Genomic DNA, 14,880 nt, shown 5'->3' on the forward strand with positions numbered 1-14,880 from the left:
CCCTTTGCAAGGAGGGGTAGATGGGAATCCGTACGCTGGTTGGCATGCTTGTCGCGGCACTCGCCTTCATCGGCGTCCTGGCGACGCAGGAGGCCTATAGGCTCTTCCTGCCGGGACTGCTGCAAGGCGCGGTCCTGACGATCGAGATCGCCCTTCTGGGTAGCCTGCTCGCCGTCGTCATGGGCGTGCTCGCCGCGCTGGCGCGGATGTACGGCCCGGCGCCGCTCCGCTGGCTGGCGACGGTCTATGTCGAGATCTTTCGTGGCACCTCAGCGCTGGTGCAGCTGTTCTGGCTGTTTTTTGTGCTGCCGCAATTTGGCGTCACGCTCGATGCATTTCCTGTTGCCGTGCTTGCCCTTGGCCTCAATGTCGGGGCCTACGGCTCGGAGGTGGTTCGGGGCGCGATCCAGTCCGTCGCGCGCGGTCAATGGGAGGCGGCAACCGCGCTCAACATGAGCCGCGCCCAGATGTTGCGGCGGATCATCCTGCCGCAGGCGTTCGTCGCCATGATCCCGCCTTGGGGCAACCTCTTCATCGAGCTGTTGAAATCGACGGCGCTGGTTTCGCTGATCACGCTTTCGGACCTGGCCTTCAAGGCGCAGCAGATGAATCAGAACACGTTCAAGACCATCCCGATCTTCACCCTCGTCCTGCTGATGTACCTGGCCATGTCGCTGGTGCTGACGATCGGCATGCGACTTCTTGAAAGGCGCGCGTCGCTGGGCCTGGCACGGGGGAGGGCGGCATGATCTGGGACTGGGCATTCGCGTTCGAAATCCTGCCCGTGCTTGGCCGTGCGGCGATCGTCACCATCGAGGCGACGCTGCTTGGCTTCGTGATCGCCGCCTTGCTCGGTCTTGTCCTGGCCGTCGTGCGCATCGCGGTGCCGCGGACAGGCTGGACGATCTCGGTGCTGGTCGAGCTGATCCGCTCGACGCCCCTGCTCATCCAGATATTCTTCCTCTATTTCGTGCTGCCGAAATTCGGCATCGTGCTCGACGCCTTCACGGCCGGCGTGCTCGCCATCGGCATCCACTACGCCGCCTATTGCTCGGAGGTTTACCGCGCCGGCTTCGACAATATCCATCGCGGCCAGTGGGAAGCCTCGATCGCGCTCAATCTCTCGTCGTGGACGACGTTCAAGGACATCATCATCCCGCAGGCCATCCCGCCGATCGTGCCGGCGCTGGGCAACTATCTCGTCGCGCTGTTCAAGGAGACGCCGCTGCTTTCGGCGATCGCGGTCCTGGAATTGATGCAGACCGCCAAGATCATCGGCTCCGAGACGTTCCGCTACACCGAGCCGATCACGCTCGTCGGCCTGTTCTTTCTTGCGATGAGCCTGGTTTCGGCAGCCCTCATCCGCTCCCTTGAAGGCGTGCTCAACCGGAGGGCCATGCGATGACCGAACAACCCATGGTTCGCTTCGAAAACGTCTCGAAACGCTATGGCACGCTGACCGTGCTCGACGGCCTTGATCTCGAGATAAAGCGCGGCGAGAAGGTCTCGGTCATCGGCCCGTCAGGGTCGGGCAAGACCACGGTGCTGCGCATGCTGATGACACTGGAGACGATCAATGACGGCGTGATCTGGGTCGAGGGCGAGCCGCTGACGCATATGCAGCGGAACGGCAAACTGGTGCCGGCCGACATCAATCACATCCGCAAGATCCGCGCCAAGATCGGCATGGTGTTCCAGTCCTTCAATCTTTTCCCGCACATGACCGCGATGGCGAACTGCATCGAGGCGCCGATCACAGTCCTCGGCATGAAGCGCGCGGATGCGGAGGCGCGCGCGGCCGATCTATTGGAGATGGTGGGGCTCGGGCAGAAAAAGGGCCACTACCCCTCGCAGCTTTCCGGCGGCCAGCAGCAGCGTGTCGCCATTGCCCGCGCGCTCGCCATGCGGCCCAAGATCATGCTGTTCGACGAGGTGACCTCGGCGCTCGATCCCGAACTTGTCGGCGAAGTGCTGGAGGTTATTCGCAAGCTCGGCAGAGAGCACGACTTGACCATGCTGATGGTTACCCACCAGATGGGCTTTGCCAAGGAATTTTCCGATCGCGTCTGCTTCTTCCATGCGGGCAAGATCTGCGAACAGGGTCCGCCGAAGGAATTGTTCGGAGCGCCGAAGAATGAGCGCACGCAGCAGTTCCTCCGTGCCGTTCTGGAGGCTGGATGACGCTTGAAGCGGACGATACGGTGATCGCAGTGGCTTCTGTGGCCCCGCGTCCGCCTTCGGCACGGGAGCGGTCCGAACGCATCTACCTGATATTGCGCGACCGCATCTGCCTGCTCGACTACGCACCCGGCAGCCATCTTTCGGAAGAAGAGCTCGCGCAGGAGTTCGAGATCAGCCGCACGCCGGTTCGACGTGTGCTCACGCGCCTCGAATCGGAAGGTCTTGTCCAATCCGTCCATGGCGTCGGCACGATCGTCACCGACGTCAATGTCGAGGAACTCCAGCAGGTCTACCATTTGCGACTGGAATTGGCGCTGCTGATCGGCAAGCTCACGCCGATCCCGCGCACGGCCGCGGATCTCGACCGGATCCGAGCTTTGATCGAGCAATGCGATACCGATATGAGCGAGCCGGATCAGCGCGCCTTCCTGCGCCTCAACAGGGATTTCTTCTACGAACTCAGTGCAATGACAGGAAACCAGCCACTGCGCGAGATCAGCGAACGGCTCTATTTCCAGGTCTCGCGCGTCGTCCTCAAGATGATGCCACAACTCGGCCTGGTGGAGGAGTTCACCGCCTTCCGCCGCGAGATGGAGGAAGTGCTTGCCGCCGCCGAAATCGGCGACTGGGACTCGATCGGGCACATCAGGCGGGCGCATATCTCCATGAGTTTCCGCCGCATGATGCGCCATGCAGGCCACTCGGCCGATGTTACGGGCGCTCGCTGACTGGAGCGCTGACGCCGATATGCTGCGTTTCAGATGTCGAAGTTGGCCGGCAGAATGACGATGTCCCGGATCGTCACCGTCCGCGGCCGCGTCAGCATGAACAGCAGGACTTCGGCGATTTCCTTTGGATCGAACAGATTTCCGGACGCCATCGCCCGGTCGAGGTTTTCCTTCGGCCAGTTGGCGACGAGGGGCGTCAGCACCGGCCCGGGGGCGATCGCGCCGACACGAATGCCGTGTTTGGCGACCTGGCGCCTCAGCGCGTGGACGAACGCCTGAACCGCGTGCTTGGAAGCGGTGTAGATCGGCTCCCATGGCACCGCGGTGTGGCCGGCGACGGAGCTGGTGACGACAATGTCTCCCGTGCCCCGCTCGATCATGTGTGGCAGGACCGCATGGACTGTCCGGAATACGGCATTGACATTCAGGTCCAGCATCCGGTCAAAGGCGTCCGGATCGCCATCGATGAAATCGCCGCCGATATAGGCGCCGGCATTGGCATGGAAGACATCGAGGTGACCAGCCTTGTCCAGAATGCCCGGCATCATGCCTGCCACGCTTTCCGAATTGGTGAGATCCACCCGCAAGGGAATTGCATTCTCGCCGAGCTCGGCAGCCAGGCTGCGCAGCTTGTCATCCGCATAGTCGATCAGGACCACACGGGCACCCGCATCGAGACAACCACGCACGCAAGCAAGGCCGATACCCGATGCCGCCCCCGTGATCGCGATGACCTTTCCAGAGAGTTGTCCGCTCATCCTCATCCTCCATCCGTCGAATTGCTTTCGGTACTGAGCGCCTCGCGCGTGCAGGCGAAGCGGTACTCGTCCAGGCTGCGCTGGATCGAGGCGATCAGTAACGAGGTGGGCTCAAGCGGCTTGCCTGCAAACGCCTCGAATGCCGGCAGATGCTGTCGAAACAGCGTGAGTGGCACCGTCTTGCCGCGCAGCGCCGCTGTCAGGCTGGCAACCGCTGCTTCCGCTTCCGGCTGGTTCCAGTAATAGCGGATGCGATCCGAGAAAGAGTAGTGACGCTGCAGGCGCTGTTCGGCTTCCGAGCCGTGATAGTGGCCCTGCCAATTGCCGGGTTCGGCCAGCATCAACCGCTCCATGGCCTGATGGAGCGGACGGGCTCCATAGTGTGGCAAAAGATCGGTCGCGATAAGGTCCAGCCCGTAGAGCGCCTCGCGCAGCACGAAGGTTAATTCCGGTCCCACTTTGAGGATTGGAAAGCCGTCCTCGACCAAATGGCGCAAGGATGTCCGTCCCTGGTAGTCGGTCGAATGCGCCTCGAAGACGAGGCCCGGCTCTTGGTCGAGCAGTTGCGTCAATCCGCGTGCCTTGGCGCGATCGTAGAGGACCACATTCTCATTGCCGAACTCCACGCCTGGCTGGACTACCAGCGCGATGACGCGTGAGAACGCATCGGCCAGGCCTTTGCTGAGGAACAGGTCGCGATGGACATCGATCGTATGCCTCGCCGCCGCGATGCTGGTTGGCTCGATGTCGCTGATCGCATGGTCGGCGCCGCCGGGCGCGGGCACCTCAGTACCGATGATGAAGACCGGCGCCTCACCGCCCGCGGCGCGCGCCGCGCGCTCTGCCGCCAAGGCCAGCCGCGCCGCACGCTCCGCCGTCGTGGCGTCGTCGAGCGCGGCAGGCTCGCCGGCGCATCCCATCGAAGCATCGAGGTGAATCTTTCGGAAGCCGGCGGACACGTAAGCCGTGACCATCTCTTCCGCCTTCGCCATCGCCGTGCCGGCATGTTCCCCGCGCCACGGATTTGGCCCAAGGTGATCGCCACCGAAGATGATCCTTTCCGTCGGGAGCCCTTCTTCCGCCGCTATAGACTGGACGAGACGAACAAAATCGCCGGGCAGCATTCCGGTGTAGCCGCCAAACTGGTTGACCTGGTTGCAGGTTGCCTCGATCACCAGCGTGTCGGACAAGCGGGCGGCGTTGCGCGCGGCCGCCCGGATGACCAATGGATGCGCCGAGCAGACCGACGTGACGCCTGTCGGCGAACCCTCGCGCCGCGCCGCCGCGAGGCTTCCGAGGAGACCGGTCATGGCCGGTTTCTCGGGGTGACAGTGATGAATTCGTCAAGCTGCAGGCGTGAGGCGGCGCCTTCCATCGGACCTTGGACCGTGACGTTGCGGGCGCCCGCGGCATTGGCATATTCCAGAGCTTTGGACACAGGCATGCCGAGGCGGCGGCAAGCGACGTAAGCGCCGCCGAAGCAGTCGCCCGCGCCCGTCGGATCGACTTCCGTAACCTTGAATGCCGGGCAATCGACACGTGAGCCGTCTGCGCCGAAGAATGTGGATCCGTGTTCGCCGCGTTTGAGAGCAATCTCCGTCACACCGCGGGAAAAAAGCGCGGCGACTGCGGCAGCTTCACCCTCAACTCCGGCTGCCGTGAACAACTCGTCGCCCGAGGGCAGAATAAGGTCGGCGACATCGACCAGCCTGGCAAAGCGTTCTTGCGTCTGCCCGAGCCCGAGTAATTCCTTGCGCAAATTCGGGTCGAGTGAGACGGAGCCGCCGCGCAGCTTGATGACACCGATAGCATGGTCCATGATCTCCCACACTCCCGGGATGGCAAAGGCGGTGCCCATGACGTGAAGGTGGCCGGCGCGCGCGAAGAGCGCCTTTACCTCAGCCGTCAGGCTCACCAGCGCGGCCGCGGATTTTCCGATGTTGTAGACAAAGTCGCGTGAGCCGTCGTCGCGATAGCGGACAAACGCGCTTCCGGTCGGATAATCCGGGCTGACCGAGATGGCCGATACATCGGCGCCGTCGGACCGGAGCCGTTCGATGTTGATGCGGCCGAAATCATCATCGCCGACCGAGGCGACAATTGCCGCCTGGCCGCCGATCTTCGCGCATTGATCGACGAAAATCGCCGGCGCGCCGCTGGGGTAGGGGCCGATGAGTTCGATCGGTTCGAGGAAACCGTCGCCACGGCTTTTCGCCATGATCTCCACCAGGATCTCGCCGATGACGACGGTTGGCCCCAGTGCATCCGCTGCGAGCCTGGTCTGATCTAGTATCGCATCCATGGGCATTGCATGGCTCGGCTATTGGGCACTTATGGTATCGGAACGCGCGCTTGCCGGAGGTCTCGCAGCAGGCGCTCGCTGGTCCTGTTCGACAGCGAACGACAGCCTGAGACGGCCACGGTCAGGAATGCGCGATTGCTCCTCCAAAAGCACACTATGAGTGTTTGTAGTTTCATGCAACATATTATTCGAGACTATGCGGCGATGGAGCCATTGTGAAGTCGCTGCCAAAAGCGGCCTTGCACGACACACGATATCAGCCCTCGTCTTCCTCCGGCTCTTCAAGTTCAGCTGCTTCACCGCCGAAACGCTGGCTCTCCAGAGACAAATAGCGCTGGTGCAACATGCAGGCCGCACCGAAGGCGGAACCGACAGTTCCTTCATCGTTCACTGTGATTGATGGGACCGGGAAACTGGATTCCTGTGTGGCGTGGATATGTGCAGCCACCCTGGCGGTCATCAAAGGATAGAGCGCGGCGACCGAACCTCCCAGTACGATCCGGTCGGCATCGATGATCCGGCAAGCCTGCACAAGCCCAATCGCCAAGGCCCTTGCCCACTGCTCGGCAATGGAGACGGCGCTGGGCAGCCGATCCTGGACATCGGCCAGGAAGTTGCCGAATGTCGGATGATCGAGGGTGGAGGTCTTGCGATACTCCCCCATGATGGTCTCGAGACCGATCAGTTGTTCCAGATTGCGGCGCGGGCCTGGCGTGTCGCTGATGATCAGGTGCCCGATCTCGCCCGCCAGCCCGTTGGCGCCGCGAAAAAGACTGCCGTCAATGATGATGCCGCCGCCGATGCCACTCTCCATCACCAGAAAGAGCGTCACGCCTGAATGCACCTCGCTACGCCCATAGGTCGCGCCGATGGCGAACGCGTTGGCGTCGTTTTCGGCAAGGACCGGAACGCGCAGCGGCAGGGCGTCTCTCACCAAATCCGCGAGGTGAACATTTCGCCAGCCGAGAAGCGGCGCCAGGCGAACCAGGCCATGCTTGTCCATCTGCGCCGGAGTCGATACGCCAAAGCCCTCGCAGCGCTCCAGCTTTGAGGCCGGAATGGACTGGAGAGCCAGGCTCACCGCGCGGGCGACCGCGGCCTCTACGCTGATCGAGGGCCCGTCGAACGGCTCCACATTCGTCGAAACGATGTTGGTCCCGAGATCGATCTCGACCGTGCTGATATGTTCGACGCCGATCTCGACCCCAAGAAAAAATATGGCATCCGGCACGAGTTCGAGCATGATGCCGGGGCGGCCGACCCGGGCATAGCCCGGTTGTTCAGGCGAATCCTCAATTGCTTCGCGCACCAGGCCGTCGGCCGTCAGGCTGGCGATGATATGCCCCGAGGAAGAGCGGTTAAGGCGCAATTTGCGTGCAAGTTCGGCCCGACTGAGACGCCCAAACTGATGCAGGGCCCTGAGAGCCGCGACTTCATTGCTTTGTCGGATTCGGCGATGCGAACTGGCGGTCAGCGCCGGGTCGTTCACGTAAGTCTCTCCAGGCTACCTGCGATCCGCCGCACAACCAGATCCTCGACTACGGCCGGGCGTTCGTCGTTCGCCGGCGAACCGCCTCTTCCATTTTCAGATCGATGAAGGCCTTGGCATGCTTTGCCAGCGGCATGTTCTCGGTCCAGGTATCGCGCCAGATAGCGCATGCCAGCGAAAGCCCTTCATCGACCACGGCACTGGAGAACGATTCGAAAGTGATGTCGCGCTCGTAGCCGATGTCGAGCAAGGCATCGAAGATGCGATCGAAGTCGATCACCCCGTCGCCGAGATAGCCGCGATTGCTTTCGCCGATGTGAAAATAGCCGATCTTGTCGTCGGCCAGACGAATGGCTGCCGCTGGATTCGCTTCCTCGATGTTCATGTGAAACGTGTCGAGATGGAGCGTGACGTGATCGGAGCCGGTCGCCTTGATGAAGTCGAGGCCCTGAGCCGTCGTGTTCAACAGGTTCGTCTCGAACCTGTTGACGACCTCGAGGACCAGATCGACCTTGGCCTTCTTTGCCGCTTCGGCCGTCTTGGCGATGGCTGCAACGCTGTTCTTGCGGCCGCGATCGCTTGGCATGGTCGAATATTTCGTATGGGCGGAATAGAGAATGCCGCCAAGCTTGGTGCCGCCGATATCGCGAACCGCTGCGACGGCACTCGCCAGCAATTCCTCGCCGGCCTTGACGACCGCAGCATCCTCGCTCGACACATCGGCGCTCAAGGGAAGGCCCATCGTGACGGCGATTTCGAGGCCCAGTGACTGAGCCTTTCTGGCGAGGCGGTCGAGGTCGAACTTTTCAGGTCGGAGATACGCGAACTCGATCAGCCGGTAACCACACGCGGCCGAGTTCTCCATTGCTTCTTCGAGCATGGCCTGGGTGCCGCCGCCGGTCCAAACGAATGAATGAATGCCCAATCTGCGCATGCGGACCTCCTCCTGGACGTAATTATCTCTTGGACGCAATCTATGTTGCGTAGAACAACAAAATATCCAAACATGCTTCATGTCAAGGTCATGTGAAATATCAAATAGCCCGGCTGAATCGTGCTGTCTGAACAAAAGTGATTGACAGCTTAATGGAAAACCCTAATTTGTCCTGTTAAGCAACATATAAGTTTGGCAAAAGCACCAGACGTAGAGGAGGAGGACGATCGAGCCGCGCTTGAATGCGCGGTAGCTCAGCTTGTGTTTCGCCCTGTGGCATCGTTCAGTGTGTTCGGTGACGTACTATGTTCGGTGGCCTGGGCGCGCTGAATGATCCACAGTGCTTGTGACAATTGGGCCGGTAAACGACGGTTTTCGAGAACTCCGGGCAAAGGAGGCGTTGGCTGCCACCGAGGGTAGGGGCCCTTGCGGGCTGCGGGAGGCGGCGGATGGAAGAGGAGCGAAGCGCTGCGTTATCGGGAAGGAGCCATTCAATGAAGCCCGCTCAGAAGATCGTTCCGGACTTCGAAATGATCATATGTCCGCCGGCGGAGTCGTTCCGCTGGAACATGCATGACTATCCATTTTTCAAGGCCAAATGGCATTATCACCCGGAATATGAGTTGCACCTGACGCGAACGACTTCGGGCGTCATGATGGTGGGAGATCATATCGGCAAGTTCGCTCCAGGGTGCCTGGTCCTGACCGGACCGAACGTCCCGCACAATTGGGTCAGCGATATTGAGCCCGGGAAGCTGGTTCGCAATCGCGATATGCTGATCCAGTTCAGCCGCGAATGGGCCGATCGTGTCACCGGCTTCTGTCCCGAACTCGGAACCATCCGGCCGCTCTACGACGACGCCGTCTACGGAGTAGAGTTTCGCGGTGCCACCGCGCTCGCCGGGCAGCGGCTGCTCGCACAAATCGGCGCCGCCCATGGTGCCGAGCGGGTTGTGCTCTTTCTGCAATTGATGATCACGCTGGCCCGCAATCCCGGCGACCGCCGCAGGCTGTCGCGGCTGGCACCTACCTCGGCGCAGGCGGAATTGCCGCCGGAACTTGACGTGGCGATGCGCTACGTTCTGGACCACTACAGCGACGATATCGATCTGCCGTTCGTTGCCAGGCTCTGCGACCTGGAACCGCAGGCATTTTCACGTTTCTTCAAGCGGCAGACAGGCCATACCTTTGCCCGTTACGTCATCCTCGCGCGCATATATGCTGCCTGCTCGCTGCTGACGCAGACTTATCGGCCGATTACCGACATCTGCTTCGAGGTCGGGTTCAACAACATCGCCAATTTCAACAGGCAGTTCTTCAAGATCTGCGGGCGCACGCCATCGGACTACCGGCGCAGTGCCCACAAGATCGGGACTGAGGCGCGCGCCGATCCGTTCAGGGAAATCCGCACCTGGTCGGACGACGCACGCGCGGTCGGCGAAAAAGTATAGGTCGCCTGCAAACCACGCGTGGCAGGGGTAATGCCCGCCGCACTAAGTTCATCGGAATGCCCACGGGAGCGAGGCTGCGGCAGACACTGCGAAGGCAGGTCGAGGGAGGAGGTATCTGACGGGAACCACAGCCGCCATTTCATTGTCTTGAGGGTACTGCGTCGTGGCAACCGCGCTATCGGGAGGGATGGCGAGCGGCGCCATGATCGGCTGGTCGGAGGCGCGACGGAGCCACCGCATTTATCGGCCTGAAAAGGGTTTCAGCTTTGTCCGGATGGCCAAGAGCTGCGTGCCCTAGCGGGTACGGACACAGCGATCGCAGAAGTGGATGACTGACAGTCAATGTTTTGTTGGAGGAGTGAAAAATGAAACATGAACTTGGAATGAGTCTTGCCGCATTGGCAGTCGGCCTGATGACCAGCGTAATGCCTGCAAAGGCCGATTTCTGGTCGGACGCCGGTGCAAAATACAAGGGTGTCACGCTGCACGGCGTGACCGAAAGCACCCCGCCTTCGAACTATATCAAGGACGTTCTCGCCCCCGCTTTCGAGAAAGCGACGGGCATCAAGGTGGAAATCGAGACCACGTCCTGGGACCAGATGTACGACAAGGCGATCAAGGACATGGAAGCCAAGACCGGCATCTATGACATGGTCTATATCGAGCAGGATATCATCTATGCCTACCTTGCCCGGGACTTCCTGGTCGACATCACGAAATCCCTCAAGGACGATCCGTCACTGAAAGCGCCGGATTACGATGAGACGCATTTCACGACATTTGCGAATTATTTCAAGAATGCCGACGGCGATCTTTTCGGCATTCCGATGGAAGCCTTCATCAAGCTCTATTTGTACCGGACCGATCTCTTCAACGATCCGGCGATCAAGGAAGCGTTCAAGAAGGAAACCGGCAAGGACCTGGTGCCGGCAAAGACCCATGAGGAATATACGCAGATCGCGGAATTCTTCACCAAATGGGGCAAGGACCACAGTCTGGAACTGTGGGGCACCACCGCGCAGGCGAGTACCGGCCACCCCGCTTCATGGTATGAGTTCTTCGAATCCGTCGCGCCCACTTTCGGCGTCTACAACTGGGGTATCGACGCTTCGAAAAACTACTCTGCGTCGGTCGCCAATGGCGGCACGATGAACAGCGACAAGGCAAAGGCGGCACTCAAATACTGGCTGCATCTGCGCGACATCGCCCCGCCGGAATCGCCGGCCAGCACCTGGACCGAAGTTGCCACCACCTTCGCGGCGGGGCGCGCGGCACAGGGCTTGGTCTATGGCGAGAACGCAGCATGGATTGCCGCCGACGCGGAGAAATCGAAGGTCGTGGGCAATGTCGGCGTTGCGCTGCCGCCGCTGGAGCCCGGCGTCATGGAGGATGCAGAGGCCGGCAAGGGCTATATCGGCTATTATGACGGCGGCGCCTTTGGCCTTCCAATCACCTCGAAGAACAAGGAAGCGTCGCTGCTGTTCCTGCAATATATCGGCCAGGATTCGGTCCAGGGCGATTGGGCGGTGGCCGCACCCCGCATCACCAACACGGCAACCTACGACGATCCGAAAGTCATCGAGATGGATAAGAAGCTCAACGGCTACTACACCATGCTCAAGAACGACGGAAAGCTGTTTGCCGGCGCTCCGCCCTATCCGTTCCATGCGCAGGTGCGCGAAGCAACGGCGCCGATCTTCTACAAGATCCTGTTGGGCGAGGTCTCGCCCGACGATGGGCTCGACCAGATGGCTGCGGCCGCCGAGGCGGAACTGACGAATCTCGGCTACCGCAAGTAGCAGGGCGAACGCAGATCTCGGGCCGCCTTGAAGCGGCGGCCCGAATACGCTTTTTGCCGCCTCGCGAAATTCCCAGGCCCGAAATTCTTGGGAATATCGTGAAGCGCCTTCCTGGGAGTGGTTTCATGCGATCAAACAGAGTGGGATGGCTGCTGCTCGCCCCGACGATTGCGATCCTGGGGATCTTCGGCATCGTCCCATTTCTGTACGTGCTCTACGTGGCCCTCCATCAATGGAACCCGTTCGGCGCAAATCCCTATATGGTCTACAACGGCGCCAACAATTTTCGTCGCCTCGTGTTCGACAACGAGTTCCTGACCTCGATCGCGTTCACGCTGAAATTCGCCTTCTTCGCCGTTCTGAGCGAGGTCATCCTCGGCTACTTTCTGGCCCAGCTGTTCATGCGGGAGTTTCCCGGCCGGGGTTTGTTCCGCACGATCCACACGCTGCCTCTGATCGTGGCGCCGATCGTCGTCGGATCGGTCTGGCGGCTGATGATGACGCCCAGCATCGGCATCATCCCGTATCTGCTGAAATCCTGGTTCGGCTACGACCTCAATATCGGTCGTGACGCCACCATGGCCTTTGCGCTCACCGTCATCATGGATATCTGGCACTGGACGCCACTGGTGACGCTGACGCTGCTTGCGGCGCTCGTCTCGCTGCCCAAGGAGCCGTTCGAGCAGGCCCAGATCGACGGCGCCAACCGGTGGCAGATATTCTGGCACGTCACCTTGCCGATGATCCGCCCGGCGATCCTGGCGACGGTTTTCATTCGCCTTATGGATGCGCTGCGCACCGTCGACGAGGTGTGGATGCTGACCGGCGGCGGCCCAGGTGCGGCGACACGCTATCTCGGCCTGCACATCTGGAAGATCGTGTTTCCCAAGACCGACTACGGCTACGGCTCGGCCACTTCGGTCATCGTCCTGTACCTCACTCTGGTGATGTGCTGGCTGCTTTATGTCGCCCTTGTCGCCCGCCGCGGCCAGAAGAGAGCTTCCTGATGCGCGCCAACCGCCCCATTCTTTCCATCCTGCTATGGACCTTGCTCAGCCTGGTGACGCTGTTCCCGATCTATTGGCTGTTCGTGATCTCCGTAAAGCCGGCCGTCGAGCTGTTCACCACGCCAAGCGTGCTGCTCGAAACCGTCTACTGGAAGAACTATGTCAAGGTTCTCGGCGACGATACGCTGCGCCGCTACATGTTCAACTCCATCATTATCTCGACCGGCAATGCGGTGCTGGTGACCGTCCTGGCGTTCATGGCCTGCTACGCCCTGTCGCGTTTCGATCTGCCGGGAAAAGAGAACATCTTCTTCTGGACGATCACCAACCGCATGGCGCCGGCCGCTGTCTTCTTGCTGCCCTTCTTCCTGCTCTTCACGCAGGTCTTCGTCATAGGGGAGTGGAAGCTTTACGACACGCGCACGGGCATGATCCTGCTCTACTGTACCTTCAACCTGCCCTTCGCCATCTGGACGCTCAGGCCGACGATCGATGCAATTCCCAAGGAATTGGACGAGGCCGCGACCGTCGACGGTGCCACGACCTGGCAAGTGATCCGCGAAGTGATCTTTCCGCTTGCGAGGCCCGGTCTTGCCGTCACCCTGATCCTGACCTGGGTGTTCGCCTGGAACGAGTTCCTGCTCGCCGCGACGCTCACCAGCTTCAACGCGCGCACCATCACCACCGGCCTGTCGGAGTATGTGACGACGACCGGGACCGAATGGGGCACGATGGCGTCCATTGCGATCATCACGCTTATACCGGCGCTGCTGATCTTCTCGGTCGTCCAGCGGCACATCGTGGCCGGCCTGACCTTCGGCGCGGTCAAGGAGTAGTCCCATGGAACATCTGGTCGATCTCGATGCGGTGGATGACGAAGCCAACACCATCGTCGCGAGCCCGCAACGCACCGGTTTCCTGCCGATCGTAACCAACTGGTTCGACCGGGTTTTTGTCGGTATCTATCTGTTCGTTGCGCTCGAATTGTTCTGGATGAGGTTTCTCGAACAGTCGATCCCATTGTCGGTCTGTCACGTGCTGGCGATCGCGTTGGGTGTGCTGATCGTTTGGCGTGGCTAGAGCATGATCCCGAAAAGTGGGAACCGGTTTTCGGAACAGATCATGCTCAAACAAAAAGCTTAGCGCGCAACGACGATCGAGAGAGAAGAGGACGGGAAGCAGGCTCATGAAGTCATTGGTGCTGGAAGAAAAGATGAAACTGTCGCTGCGGGATTTCCCGATCGAGCGCGAGGAGGTGCTCGGCGTTCGTGACGTGCGCATCAAATTGCACACCGTCGGCATCTGCGGCTCGGATGTGCACTACTATACGCATGGCGGCGCCGGCATCTTCCAGGTCAAGGCGCCGATGATCCTTGGCCATGAGGCGTCAGGCATTGTCGTCGAGACAGGCGCGGAGGTGACGTCGCTGAAGGTCGGCGACCGGGTGTGCATGGAGCCGGGCATTCCCGACCCGAACAGCCGCGCGACGCGCATGGGTCTGTACAATGTTGATCCGGCGGTCCGCTTCTGGGCGACGCCGCCGATCCACGGCGTCCTGCGGCCGACCGTCATCCATCCGGAGAATTTCACCTTCAAGCTTCCCGACAATGTTTCCTTTGCCGAGGCGGCCATGGTCGAGCCACTCGCCGTCGGCATCCATGCCGCCACCAAGGCGCAGGTGAAGCCGGGCGACATCGCTCTGGTGATGGGCGCCGGGCCGATCGGCCTGGTCACGGCACTGTCGGCGCTGGCGGCGGGCTGCGCACGGGTCTTCGTATCGGATATCGACGACACCAAGCTCGAGCTCGCGGCGAAGCTCGGCGCCATCACGCCGATCAATGTCGCGCGTCAGGATGTGGCCAAGGAAATACTTGCGGCAACCGATGGCTGGGGCGCGGAGATCGTGTTCGAATGCTCGGGCAGTCCACGCGCCGCGGCAGGCATTTTCGATCCGCTCTGTCCGGCCGGCCGGGTGGTGTTCATCGGCGTGCAGATGCATGACATCAACTACGATGTCGGCAAGGCGATGGTGCGCGAAGCGCGCGTCGAGCACGTCTTCCGCTACGCACATGTCTTTCCGCGCTGCGTTGCCATGCTGTCTTCAGGCGCGATCGACGTGAAGCCGCTGATCACGCGCACGTTCGAGTTCGAAGATAGCGTTCGAGCCTTTGAAATCGCCGCATCCGCGCCAAAAGGCGAAGTGAAGATGCAGATTGCCTTGCCGCAATAGA

Annotated in this window: 15 protein-coding genes; 10 read left to right on the forward strand and 5 right to left on the reverse strand. The window is 61.0% G+C overall.

Translation table 11 applies throughout. The annotated features are described in order from the left end of the window. The first annotated feature begins 20 nt into the window (after nt 1–20). The 4 genes from ehuC to C9427_RS19960 are packed head-to-tail and all read left to right on the forward strand — an operon-like array spanning nt 21 to nt 2,909. Nucleotides 21–749 carry an ectoine/hydroxyectoine ABC transporter permease subunit EhuC gene (gene ehuC, locus C9427_RS19945; protein WP_107650818.1) on the forward strand — a complete coding sequence of 243 codons (729 nt, stop codon included), beginning with the start codon at nt 21–23 and terminating at the stop codon, nt 747–749. After that, the gene (gene ehuD, locus C9427_RS19950; RefSeq protein WP_107650819.1) at nt 746–1,405 is read left to right on the forward strand and encodes an ectoine/hydroxyectoine ABC transporter permease subunit EhuD; all 660 of its coding nucleotides are present in this window, start codon (nt 746–748) and stop codon (nt 1,403–1,405) included. The genes ehuC and ehuD overlap by 4 nt, the downstream gene beginning before the upstream one ends. Next, nucleotides 1,402–2,181, forward strand: coding sequence for an ectoine/hydroxyectoine ABC transporter ATP-binding protein EhuA (ehuA, locus tag C9427_RS19955; RefSeq protein WP_107650820.1), 780 nt, complete (start codon nt 1,402–1,404; stop codon nt 2,179–2,181). Before ehuD ends, ehuA begins: the two co-directional genes overlap by 4 nt. Beyond that, nucleotides 2,178–2,909, forward strand: a complete 732-nt coding sequence (locus C9427_RS19960; protein WP_107650821.1) for a GntR family transcriptional regulator — start codon at nt 2,178–2,180, stop codon at nt 2,907–2,909. The genes ehuA and C9427_RS19960 overlap by 4 nt, the downstream gene beginning before the upstream one ends. 29 nt (nt 2,910–2,938) lie before the next feature. Here the strand turns inward: C9427_RS19960 and C9427_RS19965 are convergent, their stop codons facing one another. From C9427_RS19965 to C9427_RS19985, 5 genes are all read right to left on the reverse strand, one after another. Next, on the reverse strand, nt 2,939–3,667 hold the full coding sequence (locus C9427_RS19965) for an SDR family oxidoreductase (protein ID WP_107650822.1): 729 nt from the start codon (nt 3,665–3,667) through the stop codon (nt 2,939–2,941). A gap of 2 nt (nt 3,668–3,669) precedes the next feature. Then, nucleotides 3,670–4,977, reverse strand: a complete 1,308-nt coding sequence (locus C9427_RS19970) for a D-tagatose-bisphosphate aldolase, class II, non-catalytic subunit (RefSeq protein ID WP_107650823.1) — start codon at nt 4,975–4,977, stop codon at nt 3,670–3,672. Continuing rightward, nucleotides 4,974–5,975, reverse strand: a complete 1,002-nt coding sequence (locus C9427_RS19975; RefSeq protein ID WP_107650824.1) for a tagatose kinase — start codon at nt 5,973–5,975, stop codon at nt 4,974–4,976. The genes C9427_RS19970 and C9427_RS19975 overlap by 4 nt, the downstream gene beginning before the upstream one ends. A 250-nt stretch (nt 5,976–6,225) precedes the next feature. Next, a complete protein-coding gene (locus tag C9427_RS19980) occupies nt 6,226–7,458 on the reverse strand; it encodes an ROK family transcriptional regulator (protein WP_107650825.1) in 1,233 nt (410 codons plus the stop codon). A 49-nt stretch (nt 7,459–7,507) separates the two neighbouring features. After that, nucleotides 7,508–8,392: a sugar phosphate isomerase/epimerase family protein gene (locus tag C9427_RS19985; RefSeq protein ID WP_107650826.1), complete on the reverse strand. Its 885-nt coding sequence runs from the start codon at nt 8,390–8,392 to the stop codon at nt 7,508–7,510. A gap of 494 nt (nt 8,393–8,886) precedes the next feature. On the opposite strand from C9427_RS19985, the gene C9427_RS19990 reads away from it, so the two are divergent. The 6 genes from C9427_RS19990 (at nt 8,887) to C9427_RS20015 (ending at nt 14,879) form a co-directional block, all read left to right on the forward strand. After that, complete coding sequence (locus C9427_RS19990; RefSeq protein WP_107650827.1) at nt 8,887–9,843, forward strand: helix-turn-helix domain-containing protein; 957 nt, start codon at nt 8,887–8,889, stop codon at nt 9,841–9,843. A 383-nt stretch (nt 9,844–10,226) separates the two neighbouring features. After that, on the forward strand, nt 10,227–11,642 hold the full coding sequence (locus C9427_RS19995) for an extracellular solute-binding protein (protein WP_245437116.1): 1,416 nt from the start codon (nt 10,227–10,229) through the stop codon (nt 11,640–11,642). A 125-nt stretch (nt 11,643–11,767) separates the two neighbouring features. Continuing rightward, nucleotides 11,768–12,649 (forward strand): carbohydrate ABC transporter permease, encoded by an 882-nt coding sequence (locus C9427_RS20000; RefSeq protein ID WP_107650829.1) that lies wholly within the window; start codon nt 11,768–11,770, stop codon nt 12,647–12,649. Further along, the gene (locus C9427_RS20005; RefSeq protein ID WP_097571505.1) at nt 12,649–13,485 is read left to right on the forward strand and encodes a carbohydrate ABC transporter permease; all 837 of its coding nucleotides are present in this window, start codon (nt 12,649–12,651) and stop codon (nt 13,483–13,485) included. Before C9427_RS20000 ends, C9427_RS20005 begins: the two co-directional genes overlap by 1 nt. Nucleotides 13,486–13,489: 4 nt before the next feature. After that, a complete protein-coding gene (locus tag C9427_RS20010) occupies nt 13,490–13,729 on the forward strand; it encodes a DUF2160 family membrane protein (protein ID WP_107650830.1) in 240 nt (79 codons plus the stop codon). Nucleotides 13,730–13,835: 106 nt separating this feature from the next. Then, a complete protein-coding gene (locus tag C9427_RS20015; RefSeq protein WP_107650831.1) occupies nt 13,836–14,879 on the forward strand; it encodes an NAD(P)-dependent alcohol dehydrogenase in 1,044 nt (347 codons plus the stop codon). Nucleotide 14,880: the final 1 nt, after the last annotated feature.

It is taken from the genome of Mesorhizobium helmanticense, from assembly GCF_003034915.1.
In the GTDB taxonomy this organism is placed as follows: Bacteria; Pseudomonadota; Alphaproteobacteria; order Rhizobiales; family Rhizobiaceae; genus Mesorhizobium; species Mesorhizobium helmanticense.

What these genes read in the sequence shown, in the direction of transcription:
- ehuC (WP_107650818.1), top strand. Translation starts at nt 21, where the DNA reads ATGGGAATCCGTACGCTGGTTGGCATGCTTGTCGCGGCACTCGCCTTC.
- C9427_RS20015 (WP_107650831.1), top strand. Translation starts at nt 13,836, where the DNA reads ATGAAGTCATTGGTGCTGGAAGAAAAGATGAAACTGTCGCTGCGGGAT.
- C9427_RS19985 (WP_107650826.1), bottom strand. Translation starts at nt 8,392, where the DNA reads ATGCGCAGATTGGGCATTCATTCATTCGTTTGGACCGGCGGCGGCACC.
- C9427_RS19970 (WP_107650823.1), bottom strand. Translation starts at nt 4,977, where the DNA reads ATGACCGGTCTCCTCGGAAGCCTCGCGGCGGCGCGGCGCGAGGGTTCG.
- C9427_RS20000 (WP_107650829.1), top strand. Translation starts at nt 11,768, where the DNA reads ATGCGATCAAACAGAGTGGGATGGCTGCTGCTCGCCCCGACGATTGCG.
- C9427_RS20010 (WP_107650830.1), top strand. Translation starts at nt 13,490, where the DNA reads ATGGAACATCTGGTCGATCTCGATGCGGTGGATGACGAAGCCAACACC.
- C9427_RS19975 (WP_107650824.1), bottom strand. Translation starts at nt 5,975, where the DNA reads ATGCCCATGGATGCGATACTAGATCAGACCAGGCTCGCAGCGGATGCA.
- ehuA (WP_107650820.1), top strand. Translation starts at nt 1,402, where the DNA reads ATGACCGAACAACCCATGGTTCGCTTCGAAAACGTCTCGAAACGCTAT.
- C9427_RS19995 (WP_245437116.1), top strand. Translation starts at nt 10,227, where the DNA reads ATGAGTCTTGCCGCATTGGCAGTCGGCCTGATGACCAGCGTAATGCCT.
- C9427_RS19960 (WP_107650821.1), top strand. Translation starts at nt 2,178, where the DNA reads ATGACGCTTGAAGCGGACGATACGGTGATCGCAGTGGCTTCTGTGGCC.
- ehuD (WP_107650819.1), top strand. Translation starts at nt 746, where the DNA reads ATGATCTGGGACTGGGCATTCGCGTTCGAAATCCTGCCCGTGCTTGGC.
- C9427_RS19965 (WP_107650822.1), bottom strand. Translation starts at nt 3,667, where the DNA reads ATGAGCGGACAACTCTCTGGAAAGGTCATCGCGATCACGGGGGCGGCA.
- C9427_RS19990 (WP_107650827.1), top strand. Translation starts at nt 8,887, where the DNA reads ATGAAGCCCGCTCAGAAGATCGTTCCGGACTTCGAAATGATCATATGT.
- C9427_RS20005 (WP_097571505.1), top strand. Translation starts at nt 12,649, where the DNA reads ATGCGCGCCAACCGCCCCATTCTTTCCATCCTGCTATGGACCTTGCTC.